This window comes from Marinomonas sp. 63XJN7_7_ISO-PGPR-S23-202 (assembly GCF_056173505.1).
This window is the reverse complement of sequence record NZ_CM149677.1, coordinates 478042-497181: the sequence shown is the minus strand read 5'-3', so window position 1 is coordinate 497181 and position 19140 is coordinate 478042. Positions and strand designations below refer to the sequence as shown.

Genomic DNA, 19140 nt, shown 5'->3' with positions numbered 1-19140 from the left:
TTATTGGGCGGCTAAATTCATGATGGAGACCTGATTGGCTTCATCATGATTCAAGATACCTTTTACACTACCCTCGTGCATGACCAGCACTCGATCACTCATTCCCAACACTTCGGGCAACTCAGACGAAATCATAATGATGGCAACCCCTTTGTGAGCAAGTTGGGTCACAAAGGAATGAATTTCGGCTTTCGCCCCCACATCAATGCCTCGTGTTGGTTCATCTAAAATTAATATATGGGGATGCGTCAGCAACCAACGGCCTATCAAGACTTTTTGCTGATTACCACCCGATAGGTTTTCAATCGTTTCTTCCATGCTGGGTGTTTTCACACGTAATTTACGGCACATCTCTTCTGACTCTTTGTCGAGCTTGGCTTGATCAACAAAACCCCCTTTGTTGGTAAAACCTTCATGAAGCACTGCTGATTGAATGTTTTCTTGAATGTCTAAAGCGAGAAAGCAGCCCGTTTCTTTGCGATCTTCCGTTAGAAAGGCCATGCCATTCTTAATCGCATCATTGGGGTTCTTAATGTGAACCTCTGTGCCATCGATATAAATTTCACCCGAGTCCGCTGGCGTCACGCCAAATAAAGCTTCCGCCACATTGGAACGCCCCGCCCCAACCAAACCGGCAAAACCTAATATTTCTCCTGCGCGCACGTCAAAGGAAACATCATGAAATACCCCTTCCAAAGTCAGGTTTTTAACCGACAATACCACCTCACCTAACGCCACCTCTTCCTTAGGAAACATCTGTGAAACTTCCCGCCCAACCATCATACGAATGATGTCATCACGGGTCACATCCGACGACGCATGGGTACCAATGTATTTGCCATCACGAAACACCGAAAATTCATCCGCAATTTCAAATAATTCATTCATTTTATGGGTAATATAGACAATACCGATACCCTGATCACGTAAGCTACGGATGATCTCAAACAGATGGGCCACTTCAGTCTCGGTGATGGTGGAGGTCGGTTCATCCATGATCAACACATCTGAGTTAAGGGACACCGCCTTGGCGATCTCAACCATTTGACGGTTCGCTACCGATAAAGTACCAACTTCAGCATCGGGGTCTAATTTGATGTTGAGGCGTTTAAATAAGCTGGCTGTCATGTCATGCATTTTGCGATGATCAATGAACCCAAACTGATTGGTCGGCTCTCGACGAATCCAGATATTTTCAGCCACCGTCATGTAGTTCATCAGCAATAATTCTTGATGAATCATGGCGATACCCGATTGCTGTGCTTTTAGAGGCGTTTCCAGTGTTACTGGCTGACCACGCAATAGCACTTCACCATTGTCCGGTTGATAGATGCCAGCAATCACTTTCATCAGAGTGGATTTTCCCGCGCCATTTTCGCCCATTAGGGCATGCACCGTCCCAGGGCGGATTTGCAGTTGTACATTGTCTAACGCCAAGACCCCAGGAAAGGCCTTTCGTACATTCCTTACCTCAAGTACATACTCAACGTTATTATCCTGGGGAATTGCGCCATTAACAGGTTCGCGTTCCACGACAGATGCGCTTGTCATAACGCAATCCCTCCTTATTATTGTTATTACATGGATTTAGCTAAATAAGACAACGACTTAGTGCATGTATTTATTCATATTCTTAGGGGTCACCAACTCAAATGGCACCCATACTTTTTGATCTACTTTCTCTCCCTTGATCAACTTAAGTGCGGTATCAACCGCCCCCCGTCCCTGTCCACTAGCACTTTGAAACACAGTCACATCAAGCTCACCTGCTTTCATCGCAGCCAAACCATCCGCTGTGGCATCAATACCAGCCACCACAACGCTATTCATCGGGCGACCAGCGGCTTTTAGAGCCTGAATGGCACCGATGGCCATTTCATCGTTATTGGACACCACCGCATCGAACTTAAAGCCCGCAGCAATCCAATTGGTCATCAGGTTATTGCCCTGAGTTCGCGACCAGTTAGCGGTTTGTTGCTGAACAATAGAAATGCCAGAGCAGGCAGGCGTGGCAATAACATCATGAATGTCTTTGGTACGCTGAAGTGCGGCTTGATTGGTTAACTCTCCCATCATGACAACGATTTTGCCCTTGCCATGGAGATCCTTACACACTTGTTCCATTTCTAAGGTGCCAGAAACTTTTTCATTAGAGCCAACAAAAGCTTCATTTTTAGGTAGGAGATCGACGTTGATCGGCTGACGATTAACATACACCACAGGAATACCTGCGGCTTTCGCATCGTCACTCATTGAGACGGTGGCATCAGTGTCCACGGGGTTAATAATCATGGCATCAACACCGGAGGCAATAAAGTTCTGAACCTGATTAAGCTGATTGCCTATACCATTTTTCGCATCTTCAATTTGTACTTCAACGTGATTATCTTTCGCCGCCGCTTCAATACCATTACGCAGCGTAGTTAAGAAGTTATCGTCAAAGGCCGCCATCGAGACACCAATTTTATAGTCAGCAGCAAACACACTGGTCGTTAAAAGCGATGTCGTGACCGCGACGAAGAGTAATTTTTTCATTGTGCAGTTTCCTCAAGAGTGAGCAATCTTGCTCTATTGTTTTTATTGTTCCCGGTAAAGCACACTTAAAAGTGAAACAGACAAGGGTCTGTGTCCCGTGTGCTGTCACACTTAAAAGCAAATATAAATTCTATTATTGACTAAATATAGAATATACGTTCCAATTTGGACGTAGCAAGGAATTTTGTCAAGTCTAAATAATCATCAATTGCATGATATTTTTTTTGACAACCGACAAGATGGCGAAAAAAACTAAGAGCAATATGTCTGGCAGTAGCACAACGACAAACAAATAAGCCATTACATAGACCCTATGGAAAACAACAATAAAAGAGGTAACACCAGAATGAGTATTAAAATCGGCGTAATTGGAACAGGGGCAATTGGTGCAGATCACGCTCGTCGAATCACACAAACATTGACAGGAGCAGAGGTAATCGCCCTCACGGATGTAAACCTTGCTCAGGCCGAAAAAGTAAAAAGTGACCTAAATTTGAACGCCACTATTTATACCGACGGGCACGAACTGATCGCAAAAAGTGGTGTGGATGCCGTGCTCGTTACCTCATGGGGGGCAACTCATGAAGAATATGTGTTGGCAGCGATTAAAACGGGTAAATACGTATTTTGTGAAAAGCCACTGGCCACAACCGCACAAGGTTGTCAGAACATCGTTGATGCCGAAATGTCAGCAGGAAAACGTCTCGTCCAAGTGGGCTTTATGCGTCCCTATGATGCTGGCTATAAAATGCTTAAGGCTGTGATCGATAAAGGAGACATTGGTACTCCGCTGATGATTCACGCGGCTCACCGTAATCAATCCGTTGGCAAAAACTATGTCACCGCCATGGCTATTCACGACACGCTCATTCACGAATTAGACGTCTTTCGCTGGCTACTAGACGACGAATATGTCAGTGCCCAAGTAATCTTTCCCCGTAAAACGCCCCACGCCCATGAGCAACTCGCGGACCCGCAAATTGTGCTACTGGAAACCCAAAAAGGCGTTCGCATTGATGTAGAAGTCTTTGTTAACTGCCAGTATGGCTACGATATTCAGTGTGCGGTTGTCGGTGAAGAAGGCATTGCCAACTTACCAGAACCACAATCCGTCACCCTGCGCAAAAACGCCCAACTAGGAAACGAATTACTGGTCGATTGGAAAGAACGTTTTATCGATTCCTATGATGTGGAACTGCAAGACTTTATTAATGGCGTGCACGCAGAACAGCTGACAGGCCCATCCTCCTGGAACGGTTTAGCGGCAGCCGTGTCGGCAGACGCTTGTGTCAAAGCACAACAAAGCGGCCAGATTGAGGCGATTGAGCTGCCGGAACGACCAGCCTTCTATCGCTAACTTAGAGCACATTGATTTGAGTAGTGTGTGTCAAAGACAAGACCATCGGCACGATGCTTGTCTTTGAAATAAACATTCCAAAAATCATCCAATTCACGCGCTTACGGATAAAACGAATAAAATAATTCTAAAACATTGCAATAATGGAATATTTATTCTATTTTGATTGTGATGTGATATACGATAATAACAATAACCCATGACGCCCTTGTGCTTCACGCCATCGTCATTTTTAGGTTAATACGGGAGAGAACACTATGCTCGTTGAAAAAAACCTTGATCTAATCTGTCTTGGACGAGCGGCTGTCGATATGTATTCCGAGCAGATAGGCAGCCGTTTGGAAGACGTCTCAAGCTTTGCAAAATACCTTGGCGGTTCCTCTGGCAACATGGCTTTTGGCACCGCTCGCCTTGGCTTAAAAAGTGCCATGCTGACACGCGTTGGTAACGAACATATGGGACGCTTTGTCAGAGAAGAGCTTGCTCGTGCTGGCGTCGATACCGGCCATGTCATTACGGACCCACAACGTCTTACCGCGTTAGTGATGTTGGGCATTAAAGATCAAGACACCTTTCCGCTGATTTTTTACCGTAACGATTGCGCCGATATGGCTGTGAGCAAAGACGACTTTGATGCTGATTTTATTGGTTCGGCAAAAGCCTTAGTGATCACAGGGACGCATTTTTCCACCGAACACACGTATGAGACCAGCAAACAAGCCATCACTTATGCGAAACAAAGAGGCACCAAATGCGTGCTAGACATTGACTATCGCCCTGTTCTTTGGGGATTAACCAGCCCTGGCGATGGTGAAACACGCTTTATTTCTAATGAAAAAGTCTCTGCACACTTACAAAGTATTTTGCCCGATTTTGATCTTATCGTCGGCACAGAAGAAGAAATTCACATTGCGGGAGGCAGCACTGACACCATCCGAGCATTAAAAAGCATCCGAGAATTAAGCCGCGCAACCATCGTCCTCAAACTCGGAGCGCAAGGTTGTACGGTGCTCAAAGGTGAGATTCCTAATAGCGAGCAAGATTTTGTTTTGCACACTGGGGTACGTGTTGATGTGCTGAATGTGTTGGGGGCTGGCGATGCCTTTATGAGCGGCTTTTTACGAGGTTGGATTCATGGTGAACCCGCTGAAAAATGTTGCACTTATGCCAATGCCTGTGGCGCTTTAGTCGTATCCCGCCATGGTTGTGCGCCAGCGATTCCAAGTGCCGAAGAACTGGACTACTACATCGCCCATGCAGAGCAAATAAAACGCCCCGATCTTGATCGCGAACTCAACCACTTACACAGAGTCACCACAGAGCGACTGCCCTATCACTGGCAAGACCTGTGTATTCTCGCTTTTGATCACCGCAAGCAATTGTTTGATCTGGCGCGAGCAGAAAATGCAGACCTGGACCGTATCAAAACCTTAAAACGCTTATTAGTCAAAGCCTTAGCAGTTGGTTCAACACAATTGGGTGGAAGTCAGTACGGTGTGTTAATCGATGACACATACGGTCAAGATGCTCTAAATGAAGTGACGGGGAAAGGCATATGGATTGGTCGTCCAGTGGAATTACCTAGCTCCCGTCCCATTGAACTCGAAGGCGGACGCAGCATTGGTTCTAGACTAAAAAACTGGCCTAAAGAACACATTGTGAAATGCTTGGTGTTTTATCATAACCAAGATGACATTTCATTGCGCAGCGCACAAGAGCGTCAAGTGATGGAGCTTTATAAAGCCTGCTCTGCGTCTGGCCATGAATTTTTATTGGAGATCATTCCACCGCTCGATAAAGACTATGATGAGAGCATTTTTACCGACTCGTTGAAGCGTTTTTATCACCTGAATGTGCGCCCAGATTGGTGGAAACTTCCGCCTCAATCAACCGCCAACTGGCAAGCAATTACCGAGGTCATCCACCAGAACGACGCCCATTGTCGTGGCGTGGTCATGCTGGGATTGGATGCCCCAATGGAGGAATTAAAAGAAGGCTTTGCCAATAGTGCAGGATTCGATATTTGCAAAGGCTTTGCAGTGGGTCGCTCTATCTTCAGCGGCCCAAGTCGAGAATGGTTCGCCAATCGCTATAACGATCAGCAGTTTATCGACGCCATTGTCGCCAATTATTTGGAATTAGTTTCCTACTGGAAAGCACGTCATATCGACGCACCTTCCCACAAAATGCAGGCTTAATGGAAGAGGAATCAGCAATAATGAACAGCATTCGATTAACCATGGCACAAGCCGTCGTGCGTTACCTGATGGCGCAAAAAATCGCAACGGAATCCGGCGTCCAGCCCATGTTCGCGGGTGTATGGGGGATTTTCGGACACGGTAATGTCGCGGGGCTCGGGGAAGCACTTTATCAAGTGAAAGAACAATTGCCGACTTATCGCGCCCACAACGAACAAGCCATGACACACGCGGCAATTGCCTTTGCCAAAACCAAGAACCGACAACAAATGATGGCCTGTACCGCCTCGGCTGGCCCAGGCTCGTTGAATATGGTCACCGCTGCAGCGGTTGCTCATGTGAATCGTATTCCGGTACTTTTGTTACCGGGCGATACCTTTGCCACTCGACTGCCAGATCCTGTATTGCAGCAAGTCGAAAACTTTCACGACATGACCCTCACATCGAACGACTGCTTTCGTCCGGTGAGTCGATTTTTCGATCGCATCACGCGCCCTGAGCAATTGCTCGCCTCACTGCCTCAGGCAATGCGAGTTTTGCTGGATCCCATTGAATGTGGCCCTGTCACCCTTGCCATGCCCCAAGATGTACAAACCATGGCCTTTGATTACCCTGCGGACTTCTTTCAAGAAAAAGTTCACCGTTTGCGTCGCCAAGGGCCCGACGAACAGGAGCTAGAAGATGCCATTACGCTGATTCGCCACGCGAAAAAGCCCGTTGTCATCGCCGGAGGCGGCTTACATTATTCCGGCGCCTTAGCGTCGTTTGAACAATTTGTTAGCCAACATCGATTGCCTGTTGGCGAAACCCAAGCTGGCAAAGGAGCCTTACCTTGGGATCATCAACAGAATATGGGCTCGGTGGGTGTGACGGGGGGGGCCGCCGCGAATCAGTTGTTCGGTGAAGCGGATTTAGTCATCGCAGTGGGGACACGCCTTGGCGATTTCACTACAGGTTCTCGCGCCTTGATTCACCCTGAAGCAAAAATTCTTAGCATTAATGTCGCCTCCTTTGATGCGATCAAACACAAAAGCCAAGCCTTGGTGGGTGACGCCAAACTCACACTGGACCGATTAAACCAAGCACTAGAAGACTGGCGAGTAGACACAACTTGGTGTGACAAAGCGGAAGCAGAACGCATCAACTGGCATCAGATTGTTGATCAAGCCACGGCCGATAAAGGGTTGGATTTACCCACGGACGCGCAAGTAATTGGTGCCGTTAATCGTGCCGCAAACGATAACGACATGGTGCTGTGCGCCGCAGGTGGCCTACCAGGCGAATTACACAAACTGTGGCGCACTCGCCACCCTCGCGGCTATCACATGGAATATGGCTACTCTTGCATGGGCTATGAATTAGCGGGTGGTATCGGTGCCAAAATGGCCACCCCAAACGCGAACGTTTTCGTCATGGTGGGCGATGGCTCTTACCTTATGCTGAACTCGGAAATCGCGACGTCTGTCATGCTCGGTCAAAAAATCATTGCTGTGGTACTCGATAACCGTGGTTTTGGCTGCATCAACCGCTTGCAACAATCAGGCGGTGGAGCAGGCTTCAACAACCTACTGGACGATTGCTTAACGGTGCCAGAAGGCGCACCAAAAACCGATTTTGCCGCCCATGCCAAAGCGCTGGGTGCCAATGCCGAAAAAGTCGCCAATATTGCCGAGCTAGAACAAGCGCTTGTCCGCGCGAAAGCCTCTCCGATCAGCTACATCATTACTTTGGACACCGATCCTCTAGCAACCACAGAAGAAGGGGGCCATTGGTGGGATGTGGCATTAGCGGAAGTGTCTGAACGGGAGCAAGTTCGTACTGCTCGCGAAGAGTATGAAAAACAAAAACAACAACAGTTTAACAACTTGTGATTCCAGCTTTCACATTGATTGGAGAAAAATAATAATGACAGTCAGAATCGGTATCAACCCACTTACTTGGACTAACGACGACATGCCTTCACTTGGCGCAGATACGCCTCTAGAAACCTGCCTAAGCGAAGGTAAACAAGCGGGCTTTAGCGGCTTTGAGTTGGGACAAAAGTTTCCTCGTACTCCCGAAGTACTTGGACCTATTTTAAATGCTCACAAGTTGGATTTGGTCTCAGGCTGGTTTAGCGGCGAGCTGCTTACTCGCAGTGTGGAAGAGGAAATTATCGCCATTCAACCCCACTTACACCTGCTTAAAACCCTTGGTGCCAAGGTCATGGTGTATTGCGAAGTCACAGACTGTATTCATGGCAAACAAGACACACCTCTGTCTTATCGCCCGAGTATCAGTGAAGTACAAATCGCCGAAATGGGCCACAAGCTCACTCAAGTGGCAAATTATTGCTTATCCGAAGGAGTACAAATCGCCTATCACCATCACATGGGTACCGTGATTGAGACGCAAAAAGAAATCGATCTATTGATGAAGCACACTGGGCCTTCTGTGGGGTTATTGATCGACACTGGACACCTGACTTTTGCCGGAGGCAATCCTCTAGAAGTACAAGCCAAACATGCCGATCGCGTGGTGCATGTACATTGCAAAGACCTGCGAAAAGATATTTTAAAAGACGCCAAAAACCGTGATTTAAGCTTTCTTGATGCCATGCTAAACGGAGTATTCACCGTGCCTGGGGATGGTTTTATCGACTATGCAAGTTTGTTTAGACAACTCAAAGCAAGCCACTATTCAGGCTGGTTGGTGGTCGAAGCAGAACAAGACCCGGCCGTCGCGCACCCTCTTACCTACGCCACAATGGGGGCGAACAACCTAAAAGCCCTGTGCGCTGAAACAGGTCTCGACTTAATCGCCTAAATCCACGCTTAAGAGCGTTCACGAAAGTCGCATCATTTTGCACTCATAGATCTAGCAACGGTTTGCCCACCAGATGGTGGGCTTTTTTAGTGTGGGTGTTTCACTCGCGACGTCAAATCAAGACCCTTAATATTAAAGCAAGGCTTTAAGGGACAAGCTCACCCCCGACATCAGCAATAAAATCAGCGCAATGCGTTTAATGATGTGTGGTGAAATGGTAGGCGGATAGCGTTTTGACAATAGCGACGTTATAAAGACACAGGGAAAACCAACGATGCTCAACCAAATCATCGGCGCGGTAATCTGTCCGCTAACGCCCATAATGCCAATGCGTAACAAACAGGAGACAAAGAAGACACTCAACAAGGTGGCACGAATCACACTGATCGACACAGGCTGGCGGTACATCAAATAAGAAATTGGTGGCCCCGAGGTGGCAAACAACCCACCAAGTACACCGGAAATACCACCAAACACAAAGTATACCCAAGGACGTGAAGGCTCAGCGCCGACTTTGGGTTTGATCAAACTCATTAAACACGCCACCACAATGGTTAGGCCCAGCAGAAGCTGCAACCAATGCAGCGCACCGTTGCCTAGATAGTTCAATAGATACACCCCAAGTGCAATGGCTGGAGTACAAGCAATAAAATAGACAATTAAGTTTTTTCCATTCACCTGTCGCCAGACACCGCCATAGAGCCCTGTCGCTGCATTCACCAAGCTTAATGAACTCACCGAGAAAGCCACCACATCGATTGGCGCAAGAGAGAATAATCCGGCAACACACATGACAATCAAGCCAAAGGCAAAGCCTGTGATACTTTGCACATAGCTGGCAACAATAAAAACAATCAACAATAGATAGGAAATGTCATGCACAAGAATGCATCCTTATCAGCCACTCTCGGTTAGGAAAAAAGAGAATATCTTATACAGAGGAGCCTATTAGGGAGCTTTGCGCAACCTCATAAGCCAAACCGTTATTTAAATAGCCATTAAAACTCGACTATCTCAACCCAGTTCGCTCCTTGTCCACTTGGCACTTCGCTCACCTTCACGGGCATGCCAGTTTGATCATTTAACTGGTACACACCAAGATGATCCGCCGCTTCACCAGACACCACCATGTACTGGCCATCTTCGGTCAACGCAAAACCACGGGGTTGCTTCTCTACCTCAATATGCCCTTGGTATTGCACACGGCCTGTTTTCGGCTCCACTTGCAAACAACAAATAATACTGCAAGTTCGCTCTGACACATATAAAAATTGTCCATTAGAGGTAACATGAATATCGGCCGCCCAGACTGGCGGATGATCGTTTTGTACGCTTTTAGACGGTGGAACACCATTCACCAAACCTAACTTATCGGAAGGCACGGCTTGTACAGCGCTTTTATAAGACAGTAATCCTGTCGATTCATCGTATTGATAGGTAATCACCACACCTGATAACTCACCTAAGCAATACACATACTGACCGTTAGGGGAAAAGACAAAATGACGTGGCCCATCTCCTTTTTCTGATGCGACCGTAGCCACAACGTTTTTAGACAGTTTGCCTGTCACTTCATCGAAGCGATACTGCCCAATATGGCCATCCCCCAAGCTAGTGGCAAAAACAAAATCATTATCGGGGGACGGATGGATGGCGTGAGCATTGCGCCCCGTTTCTAGCACTTGTATGACATCACCAATATGACCCAACTTATTGACCGCACTCACACTGACTTTATGACCACCATACGAGGCCGCGAATAAAAAACGCCCGGTTAAATCTAGATCGATATTCGCCATACTGTCTGGTAAAGGCGCAACGGCCTCTTCCGTTAACGCCCCCGACTCAGGATCAATGCGATACGAGACAACGCGATAGGGCTCTGAGCGAATAGCTGCATATAAATACGTTTTATCAGGACTGACTGTCAACGGCATCACATTCGGCCCAGCTGGCGTCTCCCCCAATGGCACCATCGTCAACGAGGTTTTATCAAAAGAATAACGCGACACCGTACTGTCTTTTGCATTCGAAACATACACATAGGCTGTTTTATTGATTGCATTGGTCATTTCACAGATTCCTTTTTACTGGACGAAGCACATCGACCAGTGACGACAAACGATCTTGTATAATGTCATACTTAAATAAATTAAATCACACTTATTGTGCAAATTAACAGCAATATTCCCACTTTGTTGTCTGCCATGCTTTTTATTACGCCCTCAAGCCCAATAAATCTATGCAATACACTTAACCATTTACTCTGTTAACAGCGAGCAGATCATGAAAGACTCACTCAATATTCAATTTATCTCCGATATCATGTGCCCTTGGTGCGTAGTCGGTTTGGGGAATTTAAACAACGCCTTGGCGCAACTGGAGGACACCGTTGATGCCGAGATAACGTTCCAGCCTTTTGAGCTAAACCCTGATATGCCAGCCGAAGGACAAGCTTTTCAAGAACATATCACGGAGAAATATGGCATTACCAAAGAGCAATCAGATCAAAACCGTTTGCAAATAAAAGCACGGGGAGAAGAAGTCGACTTTGATTTTAATTTTAATGATGAAAGTCGCATGAGAAACTCCTTTGACGCTCACCGCCTATTACATTGGGCGGAGCACGAAGGCAAACAAACTGAGCTAAAAATGGCCCTGTTTAAGGCGCACTTTACCAACAATCTGGATGTGAGTGATTATGATGTGCTTGCCAAACTCGCGGCTGCAGTCGGTCTAAATTCCGCTACGGCAAAAGGCATTTTGGAAAACGATCAATACGCAGACGACGTTCGTCAAAAAGAAGCTTTTTGGCAACAACACGGCATTACTTCTGTGCCGACCGTTATCATTAATAATAAATACGCCATTACTGGCGGGCAACCCGCCGAGAACTTTAAACAGGCTATTGAAGACATTCTTGAAAAAGAGAAAACGCAGCAGTAATAAAGCCGCTTAATCGTCTTCACCCACCATGCTTCCTAATGATATCAACAGCAAGCGTGGTGGAGTGTCGGTAACGGCCATTCATTGATAGATGAAGCTTGATAAGGTTAATCTGTTTTATCTGAAGAGCCCGTGTAATGCAGTTCGATTGATCCCTTTCTCTTGGCGATTAACCACTCACCCTTTATTTTTTTAAGCTCATCGACAAAGCGACCAATAAAGATATCGCCATTCGCCTGTACCATACTTTCGATGTCGTCGACTTTTTTATTCGTAGACTTTTTATCCGAAGACTTTCTATCAGCAGACTTTTTACCTGAAGAGAATAGCACCACTCGCGATGTCACAATAACCGAGTGGTCATTGATAATATTGGCTTCCATATTGGTCAGTGCATGGCAGGTTTCTTTCGCAGGCCGTGCGGTAAAAGAAGCGAGAATCGCATCGCGCCCTGCGATTTTTACGGTGGGGGCACTTGGTCGATATAATTCACCCTCTTCGGTATAACAGTTTGCTAACTCTTGCCAACGCCCTTGATCGAGCAAATTAATCGAGCGAGTAACCAGCTTCTGGCATTGCCATTCAATTAATAAGTTGTCCATTGATTGATTATTCATAAGGGTTCTACGCTCTCTTCAGCCATGTTTGCAGCGCCAGTGCAATCTCATCAGGAGCTTCCGCTGGGGCCATGTGCCCAGCCTCCTCGATCACCACCAGCTCACTACCTACTATTTTTTCTTGCATTGCTTGGTGTTGAGACACAGGACTCCAGGTATCTTGCGTACCGGAAAGTAACAAGGTGGGCACCGAGATCTGCGCAAGCATTTCTTCCGCATTAGGACGATGGATCAGCGCCTGGATTTGTTTCTCAAAATTTTCAACGGAATAAGACTCCACCATTCTCGTCAAGTCCGCCATTAAATGCTCATTGCTTAATCCTTTAGGAGACATCATGGGAACAAGCCACTGTGTTGGTAAAGCTGACATACCTTGCTGTTTCGCCACATCAATCAACCGCATACGTCCAGGTATTTCTTTGTCTGACTTCGGATGAACACCTGTGTTTAACAGCGCCAGATGAGTCACTCTCTGTGGCGCTAGGCGGTAGATTTCCAATGCCACTCGCCCTCCCATAGAGTGGCCTGCCACAGCAAACTCACCCTTGATGGTAGACAATACATGCCCAGCCATCTCCGTCAGATCATCAAAGCCGGCGAAGCTCATAATATGCACGTCGGCCTCTGGTTCTAAGTAGGACGCGACCTTTTGCCAAACCCGTTGATCACACAATAAACCAGATAAACAAACCAATGTTGGCTTTGTGGGGGATAACGTCATAATGCTTTCTCCTCCTCACTCTCTTGGCTGGCATTTTCATAGATCAAATGGCCTAGCGCAGTATTGGAAACTGGCACATGATAATGTCGATGAATCTCTTGCACCTCATGATTCAGTGCACCACGCATGATCAACCACATCACCATTTCACTCCCTTCGGTGCCCGATTCGCGGATGTATTCGACTTGAGAAATTTTCGCTAGCTTCTCATAGTCGTTCTTTAGATCGTCCATAAAAGCGAGATCCCACTCACGGTTAATCAAGCCTGCTCGCTCTCCCAGCAATTGGTGACTCATACCACCTGTACCCCACACTTGAACCGTCAAATCGTCGGGAAATTGCTCGACTGCAGCACGAATGGCCTTGCCTAACGCTAAACAGCGCTCACCCGTTGGGGCGGGATAAACCACCGTGTTAACCGCCAAGGGGATCACTTGACAGGGCCACTCCTCTACCTCACCAAACACCATCGACAAAGGAACCGTCAGACCATGGTCGACGGTCATCTCATTGACAATCGTTAAATCAAATCCTTGCAATATGACGGACTCGGCAATATGCCACGCCAGCTTGGGCGCCCCGTTTACAATGGGCACTGGGCGCGCACCATAGCCCTCATCCGCCGGGCGATAACTTTCTCCGCAGCCAATAGCAAACGTTGGGATGAGTTTCATATCAAATGTCGTCGCATGGTCGTTATAAACCAAAATGACCACATCGGGTTTCTGTTCACGAATCCACTTTTTAGTGAACTCATACCCCTTAAAAATGGGGGCCCACTTTTCTAGGTGACTTTCACCTTTGTCCATCAGATACCCTAATAACGGGATATGGGATGTCCCTAATCCAGAGGTTATTTTTGCCATAACGACTCCTCAGACGGTTTATTCTCGCCCTGATCAGTAAAACGATTCCCCTCTGGTGAACGCCCACCACGACGCATCATGTCGATATATTCATCAACAGATAAGTCGGTCATGGTGGAAACCGCTGCCGCCACACTCAAACCATCCGTCGAACTGATTTTGACAAGGTAATAAATGTTGCCACCCAAAACGATAAGCTGGCTAAAATTCCGTTCAAGTACTGCGGTTTTTTGCGCTTCCGTCATGGGCCATTGGTCAAGATATGCTCGCTCATTTTGCTTAAACGCAACACGATTAGACTCTTGCATTAACGACATACAAAATTGATTCAGATGGAAGCCTATTCTGGCCATGTCACCGTCAAAGACAGTCGTACCGGGGATATTATCGTAGGGCTTTTGTTGATTATTCATTCACATCCTGCCTTCTCTCACTGAGAGACATTAACTTGTTCTACCCAAAGTAAACAGAAAACACAGGAGTGTCATATGCATAATTAATAATACATCTTAAAATTTGGTTATATCATGATACCGTTGTAACCACAGGACATGGCAAAGCACTTTTCGACAAGGTATTTTTTGACAGGACCATAAGATGGACATTGCCCATACACACTTTCCTCTGACGCTCAAACAGTGTCGTGTCATTTCAGAAATCATGAAAAAGGGCACGGAAAAAGACGCCAGTGTGGCGTTAAATCTTAGCCAACCCAGTGTGTCTCGTGCGCTCTCCCAGGCAGAACAAGCCTTGCAGGTAACGGTCTTTACGCGAGGCTGGAGTGGCGTGGAACCAACGTCCGCAGGGGAAGTCGTGATCTCAACCTGTAATAACATGCTACAAGCGATTGCAGAGACAGAACGCCAATTACAAAACCATGTAAGCAGTCCACTTAAGTTAACGCACTATGTGGAGTGGCGGCATCTGATGATCATTGAAGCGGTCGTAAAAGTAGGCAGTGCTTCTGTGGCGGCGCAAACACTTGGCATCACACAACCCGCCGTCAGTAAGACCCTAAAGGAAATCGAAAACATGGTACAGCAGCCAGTTTTCTCAAGAGCCCGCCGTGGTTTGATGACACAAGCGACCGCCAAGCAACTTGCTTCGCTCTATCTGAGAATATCGCCAGTCGCTCAGTCTCTTCTTCATCGACTGCAATCGCTGCCCCATGCATTAACGGGGAGATTGTCCGTCGGCATGCTGTCCTTTTCCTGCCAAGATATTGTGCCCATTGCCTTTGCCTCAATCTTGAAACAACACGCAGGGATCCGCCTACAAGCCATGCAAGGCCCCTATCACATGTTGGCCAATGCTTTACGACAAGGCGAAATAGATTGCTTTCTAGGGCTCATGAGAAAAGGCCCGATTCATCCAGAGCTCGTCGAACTGCCTTTATTAAACGCCCAATACGCCTTAATCGCTCGTTCCGATCACCCTGTACACAAGGAGGCTAAAACACTCAATGACCTGACCAATGAACGCTGGATTGTGGCACGCCACGGTACCCCTATTCGGGACTATTTCGACAGTTTATTCCTCAATATCAATAACAAGCCCCCCATTCAGGCATTAGAGATGCTGACCTTTGCCTCTTCAGAAGAACTCGTCATTCACAGTGACGCCATTGCCCTACTGTTTTATGACGACTGGAACATAAAACAGCTTAATCCCCGACTCAAGCAACTCGCCATAGCGCTCCCCAAACCTGAGTGCACCATTGGCATAACATTACACCGCGAACGGCAATCCGACATTATCAAAGCTTTTATTGAAGAGCTGAAATTAACAATTCTAAATAAACTGAGACCTTTGCACGATGTCACGAGCGACGCCAAGACGCGGCAAAAACACAATGCTTAGCTATTCACATAACCTAAGGCTTCTACAATAAGCCAGAGAGCCATGAGGATCATAAATAGACCACCGATCATATGCATCCATTTGATCGCTTCGGTAGAGTCTCTTAGCAAACTCCTAGCTTTAGCCGCCGCTAGCACCCAAAGTGCATCGACCACCAACCCAGTCAAAATAGGAACCATGGACAAGATCAGCAAAAAAGAAACAGAAGGGGCCAATAGATCAACAGGCACAAAACTGGGAACAATGGTGCCGAAGATAATGTACGCTTTGGGATTCGTTGCTCCTACCACCACGCCACTCTTAAAGGCATGCGCCTGGCGTGTCGTCAAATTGGCTGTATTCTCAGACGGTTGCTTATTATTGAAGGATAAATACTGGACACCAATCAGTATTAAAACACTAGCGCCCACCATTGGCAGCAACATCTTAAACAGCCCTGATGAAGCTAAAAGATAGCCAAGACCAATAGACATCAGGATCGCAACAGAAAAAGTCCCTACGGCATTACCAGCCACTGACAATAAAGCCGCTCTTTTCCCAACGGCCATAGCTTGGCCCAACAAAAACAGAATACTTGGGCCAGGAACAGCAATCAGTACCAAACAGGTGATAAATAAACTGGCGAAAGGTGCGACAGACGTCATTTAACGTTCCGCTGCTAATCATTCATCATAGTGCTTACGTCCCCTTATTCGGCTATATTTTTCCTGAATTTAAGAGACATTTGCATTTCTAAACACATAAAACAAGGTTTTCTTAGCAAGAATAGCCACACCCTGTTTTATTATTTAAAGCCGTTGCTGCATTACCCATTGCTCAGTTTTAATTTTTGTCTGATTCGGCTCAACGCTATTGGCGTAATGCCTATATAGGAGGCGATATACTGCAAAGGTACTTGCTCTTTCAGCTCAGGGTAGTCGGCACAAAAGTCCAGATAGCGACGCTCAGCGGAGTGCTTCACAAACGCACTTTCGCGTTCTTCTTTGGCAATAAAAATCTGCTCTAAAAACGCCATATAAGATGCTAGAAAGCCTTTATCTTGTGACATTTGTTGGAAAAACTCTGCCCACGGATAAGAAATCACCATGGTATCGCTGAGCGCTTGAATACCAAAGAGTACTGGCATACCTGTCACCATGGCACGTGTCGAACCGATGACCCTCGGCCCTTTTACAAAGGTTTGAGTAAACTCTTTGCCAGCGTCAGATACCCCAACATAACGCACCAAACCAGAATGCAAAAAATACAACCGATTCGCTAGCTCACCTTGATGAAAAAGATAGTCCCCCTTTCGCACCGGATGCAGCGTCATGGATAAGGACAAATACTGCCAATCAATATCATGACCCAAACCAAGAAAGTAAGCGCGAAAACTTGCTTCTAGTACTGCTTGATCCATAACTGTTCTCCAAACATGATGACTCGACTTACACCTGTCTTGCTGCGATAACGCCAACGCCTCTGTTGTCACGAATCAATACCAAGGCCAGCAAAACAATGGATACACCCGTTACAAAGCCAAAATCGAATAAATCTGACCATCTTGCTTGAGAAAACGCGGTATAAACCGCCACCCAAATCGGCACCGTATAAGAGAACGCCAACAATCGACTTGCGCCAACTGTTGTCACCAAGCGCTGCTGTAGTACAAAGGTCAGTAAGGTAGTAAAAATAGTAAGGTACAAAATAGTGGACCAAAAACCAAACGATAGCCACTGCACTTGCTCAATATTTCCCCATATCAAGGCAATGGGCAATAACCACACACTGCCAAATAACATAATCATAAAGGCGCCAGGCAATGCTCCCAAGGTGCGTCCCCATTTTTGTACCGAGACCACATGGAAGGCCAATAACAAACACGCACCAAGGAAAAGACTGTCGCCTTTATTCCAGCCAAACGTCCCCGATGAATGAGTGGCAAGCAGCACAATCATCGCCCCCATTGACCCTAAGACAAAGCCCAGTACTCGCCACCAAGAGGGCAGTTCTCTTAGCCAGACAAAAGCAATCAATACGCCCATTAATGGAATCAGGGTATAAAGCACAGAGGTATGCAAAGGCGTGGTCAACTCCAACGAGGTAAACAACCCAACAAAGAAGCCAACCAGCGCACCACTGATCATCAGGTAATGGAGTAAACGTCTTTTTGACTGAAACAAATCACGGAACTGATCAAGAATATTGAGTCCTGACCGATGCCAACTGACCATCAAAGCTGGCAGCATCATCAGTAAAGATAAGAGAAAGCGAACGGCAGAGGTCGCTAACGGACTGGCATACTGCACCATATGACCAGACACAATAAACGACGATGCCATCAGCCATGCCCACAGCAAAAGCAGTAACAAGGCATTCATCCTTAGCTCCTTGTCTGGCTATCATCCAACTCAGACTGAACAAAGCGCTCAAACAGATGTTCTGCGACAACCAGCTCAAGTTTGATCTGAAAGTGTTCTGCTAAAATGCTTTGCAATACACGCGGTGAATCCACCTTACAACTCTGTTCGCCAGATTCGGTCTTAATATTGAACATCGAGTTGAGTAGCGAACGGGTTTTATCCAGCTCCTTATTCGTGACCATTAAGTTATTCACAAACACCGCGTTAGGGTGTCGATGGGAATAAAAATGCCCTACCGTACAATCCGCTTCAGAATAGTGAGCAAAATCAAAACGATACAATGTGAAATAGTCACCGTCTTTGACGATCTGTAAATCCCATTCCCCCCCTTCAAGAGGAACCATTCGGTAATGCTCAAAGCCAGACTGCTGTTCTTGTTGAGTGCTTAAACTCAGTGGCGACAGAGGGCCATTGCCACCAAAACCAGTGTCGATCAAATACATCTCATTGTTTAGCGTTAACAAGGTGACCCGATGGGTTCTTCCCGCCGCCCTTTCTAGATTATTATTAAGGACACGGGCCAACTTCAGTTGCACGTCATAACCTAACGCTTTTAATAGCTCAAACGTCAGTTTGTTATGCTCAAAGCAATAACCGCCCAAACCGCGGGTGACAATTTTTTCGCTGACGTCGTCCAAATCCAGAGAAATATCGTCCCCTAATACAACCGCCAAGTTATTAAAACTAAACTCCGCCACATGTCGACGCTGTAACTCGCGAACAAAATCCAGACTGAGCGAATCTGGCACCGTCAGATCAAGACGGACTAGATATTGATTTAACGCTAAAGGAAATGACATGACTTTTCTCCCTAATGATTCGCCTTGTTGTTA

Annotated in this window: 18 protein-coding genes; 6 read left to right on the top strand and 12 right to left on the bottom strand. The window is 46.7% G+C overall.

Translation table 11 applies throughout. From position 1 onward, the window contains the following. Both AC0VYG_RS02165 and AC0VYG_RS02160 read right to left on the bottom strand, forming a co-directional pair. Positions 1 to 1551 carry a sugar ABC transporter ATP-binding protein gene (locus AC0VYG_RS02165; RefSeq protein ID WP_475430716.1) on the bottom strand — a complete coding sequence of 517 codons (1551 nt, stop codon included), beginning with the start codon at positions 1549 to 1551 and terminating at the stop codon, positions 1 to 3. A 57-nt stretch (positions 1552 to 1608) separates the two neighbouring features. Then, positions 1609 to 2535 (bottom strand): sugar ABC transporter substrate-binding protein, encoded by a 927-nt coding sequence (locus AC0VYG_RS02160; RefSeq protein ID WP_475430715.1) that lies wholly within the window; start codon positions 2533 to 2535, stop codon positions 1609 to 1611. A 346-nt stretch (positions 2536 to 2881) separates the two neighbouring features. Between AC0VYG_RS02160 and iolG the strand changes: the two genes are divergently transcribed. The 4 genes from iolG to iolE all read left to right on the top strand — a co-directional run bounded on the left by iolG (position 2882) and on the right by iolE (position 8895). Next, the gene (gene iolG / locus AC0VYG_RS02155; RefSeq protein WP_475430714.1) at positions 2882 to 3892 is read left to right on the top strand and encodes a bifunctional inositol 2-dehydrogenase/D-chiro-inositol 1-dehydrogenase; all 1011 of its coding nucleotides are present in this window, start codon (positions 2882 to 2884) and stop codon (positions 3890 to 3892) included. A 257-nt stretch (positions 3893 to 4149) separates the two neighbouring features. Continuing rightward, positions 4150 to 6090 carry a bifunctional 5-dehydro-2-deoxygluconokinase/5-dehydro-2-deoxyphosphogluconate aldolase gene (locus AC0VYG_RS02150; protein WP_475430713.1) on the top strand — a complete coding sequence of 647 codons (1941 nt, stop codon included), beginning with the start codon at positions 4150 to 4152 and terminating at the stop codon, positions 6088 to 6090. Positions 6091 to 6110: 20 nt separating this feature from the next. Continuing rightward, positions 6111 to 7961, top strand: coding sequence for a 3D-(3,5/4)-trihydroxycyclohexane-1,2-dione acylhydrolase (decyclizing) (gene iolD / locus AC0VYG_RS02145; protein WP_475430712.1), 1851 nt, complete (start codon positions 6111 to 6113; stop codon positions 7959 to 7961). Between the two features lie 34 nt (positions 7962 to 7995). Continuing rightward, on the top strand, positions 7996 to 8895 hold the full coding sequence (gene iolE, locus AC0VYG_RS02140) for a myo-inosose-2 dehydratase (RefSeq protein ID WP_475430711.1): 900 nt from the start codon (positions 7996 to 7998) through the stop codon (positions 8893 to 8895). Positions 8896 to 9027: 132 nt separating this feature from the next. Here the strand turns inward: iolE and AC0VYG_RS02135 are convergent, their stop codons facing one another. Next, entirely contained in the window at positions 9028 to 9777 is a 750-nt protein-coding gene (locus tag AC0VYG_RS02135) for a sulfite exporter TauE/SafE family protein (RefSeq protein WP_475430710.1), read from the bottom strand. Positions 9778 to 9893: 116 nt separating this feature from the next. Next, positions 9894 to 10967, bottom strand: coding sequence for a lactonase family protein (locus AC0VYG_RS02130; protein ID WP_475430709.1), 1074 nt, complete (start codon positions 10965 to 10967; stop codon positions 9894 to 9896). Between the two features lie 214 nt (positions 10968 to 11181). Here AC0VYG_RS02130 and AC0VYG_RS02125 point away from each other — a divergent pair, with 214 nt between their 5' ends. Next, positions 11182 to 11841 carry a DsbA family oxidoreductase gene (locus AC0VYG_RS02125; RefSeq protein WP_475430708.1) on the top strand — a complete coding sequence of 220 codons (660 nt, stop codon included), beginning with the start codon at positions 11182 to 11184 and terminating at the stop codon, positions 11839 to 11841. Between the two features lie 107 nt (positions 11842 to 11948). Here the strand turns inward: AC0VYG_RS02125 and AC0VYG_RS02120 are convergent, their stop codons facing one another. From AC0VYG_RS02120 to ligA, 4 genes are read right to left on the bottom strand one after another with little or no spacing between them, the layout of a single operon-like run. After that, a complete protein-coding gene (locus AC0VYG_RS02120) occupies positions 11949 to 12458 on the bottom strand; it encodes a nuclear transport factor 2 family protein (protein WP_475430707.1) in 510 nt (169 codons plus the stop codon). Positions 12459 to 12465: 7 nt separating this feature from the next. Continuing rightward, positions 12466 to 13179 carry an alpha/beta fold hydrolase gene (locus AC0VYG_RS02115; RefSeq protein WP_475430706.1) on the bottom strand — a complete coding sequence of 238 codons (714 nt, stop codon included), beginning with the start codon at positions 13177 to 13179 and terminating at the stop codon, positions 12466 to 12468. Continuing rightward, positions 13176 to 14045: a class III extradiol dioxygenase subunit beta gene (locus tag AC0VYG_RS02110; RefSeq protein ID WP_475430705.1), complete on the bottom strand. Its 870-nt coding sequence runs from the start codon at positions 14043 to 14045 to the stop codon at positions 13176 to 13178. The genes AC0VYG_RS02115 and AC0VYG_RS02110 overlap by 4 nt, the downstream gene beginning before the upstream one ends. Next, positions 14033 to 14458 carry a protocatechuate 4,5-dioxygenase subunit alpha gene (gene ligA / locus AC0VYG_RS02105; RefSeq protein WP_475430704.1) on the bottom strand — a complete coding sequence of 142 codons (426 nt, stop codon included), beginning with the start codon at positions 14456 to 14458 and terminating at the stop codon, positions 14033 to 14035. The genes AC0VYG_RS02110 and ligA overlap by 13 nt, the downstream gene beginning before the upstream one ends. Positions 14459 to 14642: 184 nt before the next feature. Between ligA and AC0VYG_RS02100 the strand changes: the two genes are divergently transcribed. Continuing rightward, positions 14643 to 15905, top strand: a complete 1263-nt coding sequence (locus tag AC0VYG_RS02100) for a LysR family transcriptional regulator (RefSeq protein WP_475430703.1) — start codon at positions 14643 to 14645, stop codon at positions 15903 to 15905. Here the strand turns inward: AC0VYG_RS02100 and AC0VYG_RS02095 are convergent. From AC0VYG_RS02095 to AC0VYG_RS02080, 4 genes are all read right to left on the bottom strand, one after another. Continuing rightward, the gene (locus AC0VYG_RS02095) at positions 15902 to 16549 is read right to left on the bottom strand and encodes a LysE family translocator (RefSeq protein WP_475430702.1); all 648 of its coding nucleotides are present in this window, start codon (positions 16547 to 16549) and stop codon (positions 15902 to 15904) included. The two genes, AC0VYG_RS02100 and AC0VYG_RS02095, sit on opposite strands and share 4 nt — an antisense overlap. Positions 16550 to 16710: 161 nt before the next feature. Continuing rightward, the gene (locus AC0VYG_RS02090) at positions 16711 to 17304 is read right to left on the bottom strand and encodes a Crp/Fnr family transcriptional regulator (RefSeq protein ID WP_475430701.1); all 594 of its coding nucleotides are present in this window, start codon (positions 17302 to 17304) and stop codon (positions 16711 to 16713) included. 28 nt (positions 17305 to 17332) lie between these two features. Next, the gene (locus tag AC0VYG_RS02085) at positions 17333 to 18265 is read right to left on the bottom strand and encodes a DMT family transporter (RefSeq protein WP_475430700.1); all 933 of its coding nucleotides are present in this window, start codon (positions 18263 to 18265) and stop codon (positions 17333 to 17335) included. A 2-nt stretch (positions 18266 to 18267) separates the two neighbouring features. Then, a complete protein-coding gene (locus AC0VYG_RS02080; protein WP_475430699.1) occupies positions 18268 to 19107 on the bottom strand; it encodes an arylamine N-acetyltransferase family protein in 840 nt (279 codons plus the stop codon). Between the last annotated feature and the right edge of the window lie 33 nt (positions 19108 to 19140).

What these genes read in the sequence shown, in the direction of transcription:
- AC0VYG_RS02165 (WP_475430716.1), bottom strand. Translation starts at nt 1,551, where the DNA reads ATGACAAGCGCATCTGTCGTGGAACGCGAACCTGTTAATGGCGCAATT.
- AC0VYG_RS02160 (WP_475430715.1), bottom strand. Translation starts at nt 2,535, where the DNA reads ATGAAAAAATTACTCTTCGTCGCGGTCACGACATCGCTTTTAACGACC.
- iolG (WP_475430714.1), top strand. Translation starts at nt 2,882, where the DNA reads ATGAGTATTAAAATCGGCGTAATTGGAACAGGGGCAATTGGTGCAGAT.
- AC0VYG_RS02150 (WP_475430713.1), top strand. Translation starts at nt 4,150, where the DNA reads ATGCTCGTTGAAAAAAACCTTGATCTAATCTGTCTTGGACGAGCGGCT.
- iolD (WP_475430712.1), top strand. Translation starts at nt 6,111, where the DNA reads ATGAACAGCATTCGATTAACCATGGCACAAGCCGTCGTGCGTTACCTG.
- iolE (WP_475430711.1), top strand. Translation starts at nt 7,996, where the DNA reads ATGACAGTCAGAATCGGTATCAACCCACTTACTTGGACTAACGACGAC.
- AC0VYG_RS02130 (WP_475430709.1), bottom strand. Translation starts at nt 10,967, where the DNA reads ATGACCAATGCAATCAATAAAACAGCCTATGTGTATGTTTCGAATGCA.
- AC0VYG_RS02125 (WP_475430708.1), top strand. Translation starts at nt 11,182, where the DNA reads ATGAAAGACTCACTCAATATTCAATTTATCTCCGATATCATGTGCCCT.
- AC0VYG_RS02120 (WP_475430707.1), bottom strand. Translation starts at nt 12,458, where the DNA reads ATGAATAATCAATCAATGGACAACTTATTAATTGAATGGCAATGCCAG.
- AC0VYG_RS02115 (WP_475430706.1), bottom strand. Translation starts at nt 13,179, where the DNA reads ATGACGTTATCCCCCACAAAGCCAACATTGGTTTGTTTATCTGGTTTA.
- AC0VYG_RS02110 (WP_475430705.1), bottom strand. Translation starts at nt 14,045, where the DNA reads ATGGCAAAAATAACCTCTGGATTAGGGACATCCCATATCCCGTTATTA.
- ligA (WP_475430704.1), bottom strand. Translation starts at nt 14,458, where the DNA reads ATGAATAATCAACAAAAGCCCTACGATAATATCCCCGGTACGACTGTC.
- AC0VYG_RS02100 (WP_475430703.1), top strand. Translation starts at nt 14,643, where the DNA reads ATGGACATTGCCCATACACACTTTCCTCTGACGCTCAAACAGTGTCGT.
- AC0VYG_RS02095 (WP_475430702.1), bottom strand. Translation starts at nt 16,549, where the DNA reads ATGACGTCTGTCGCACCTTTCGCCAGTTTATTTATCACCTGTTTGGTA.
- AC0VYG_RS02090 (WP_475430701.1), bottom strand. Translation starts at nt 17,304, where the DNA reads ATGGATCAAGCAGTACTAGAAGCAAGTTTTCGCGCTTACTTTCTTGGT.
- AC0VYG_RS02085 (WP_475430700.1), bottom strand. Translation starts at nt 18,265, where the DNA reads ATGAATGCCTTGTTACTGCTTTTGCTGTGGGCATGGCTGATGGCATCG.
- AC0VYG_RS02080 (WP_475430699.1), bottom strand. Translation starts at nt 19,107, where the DNA reads ATGTCATTTCCTTTAGCGTTAAATCAATATCTAGTCCGTCTTGATCTG.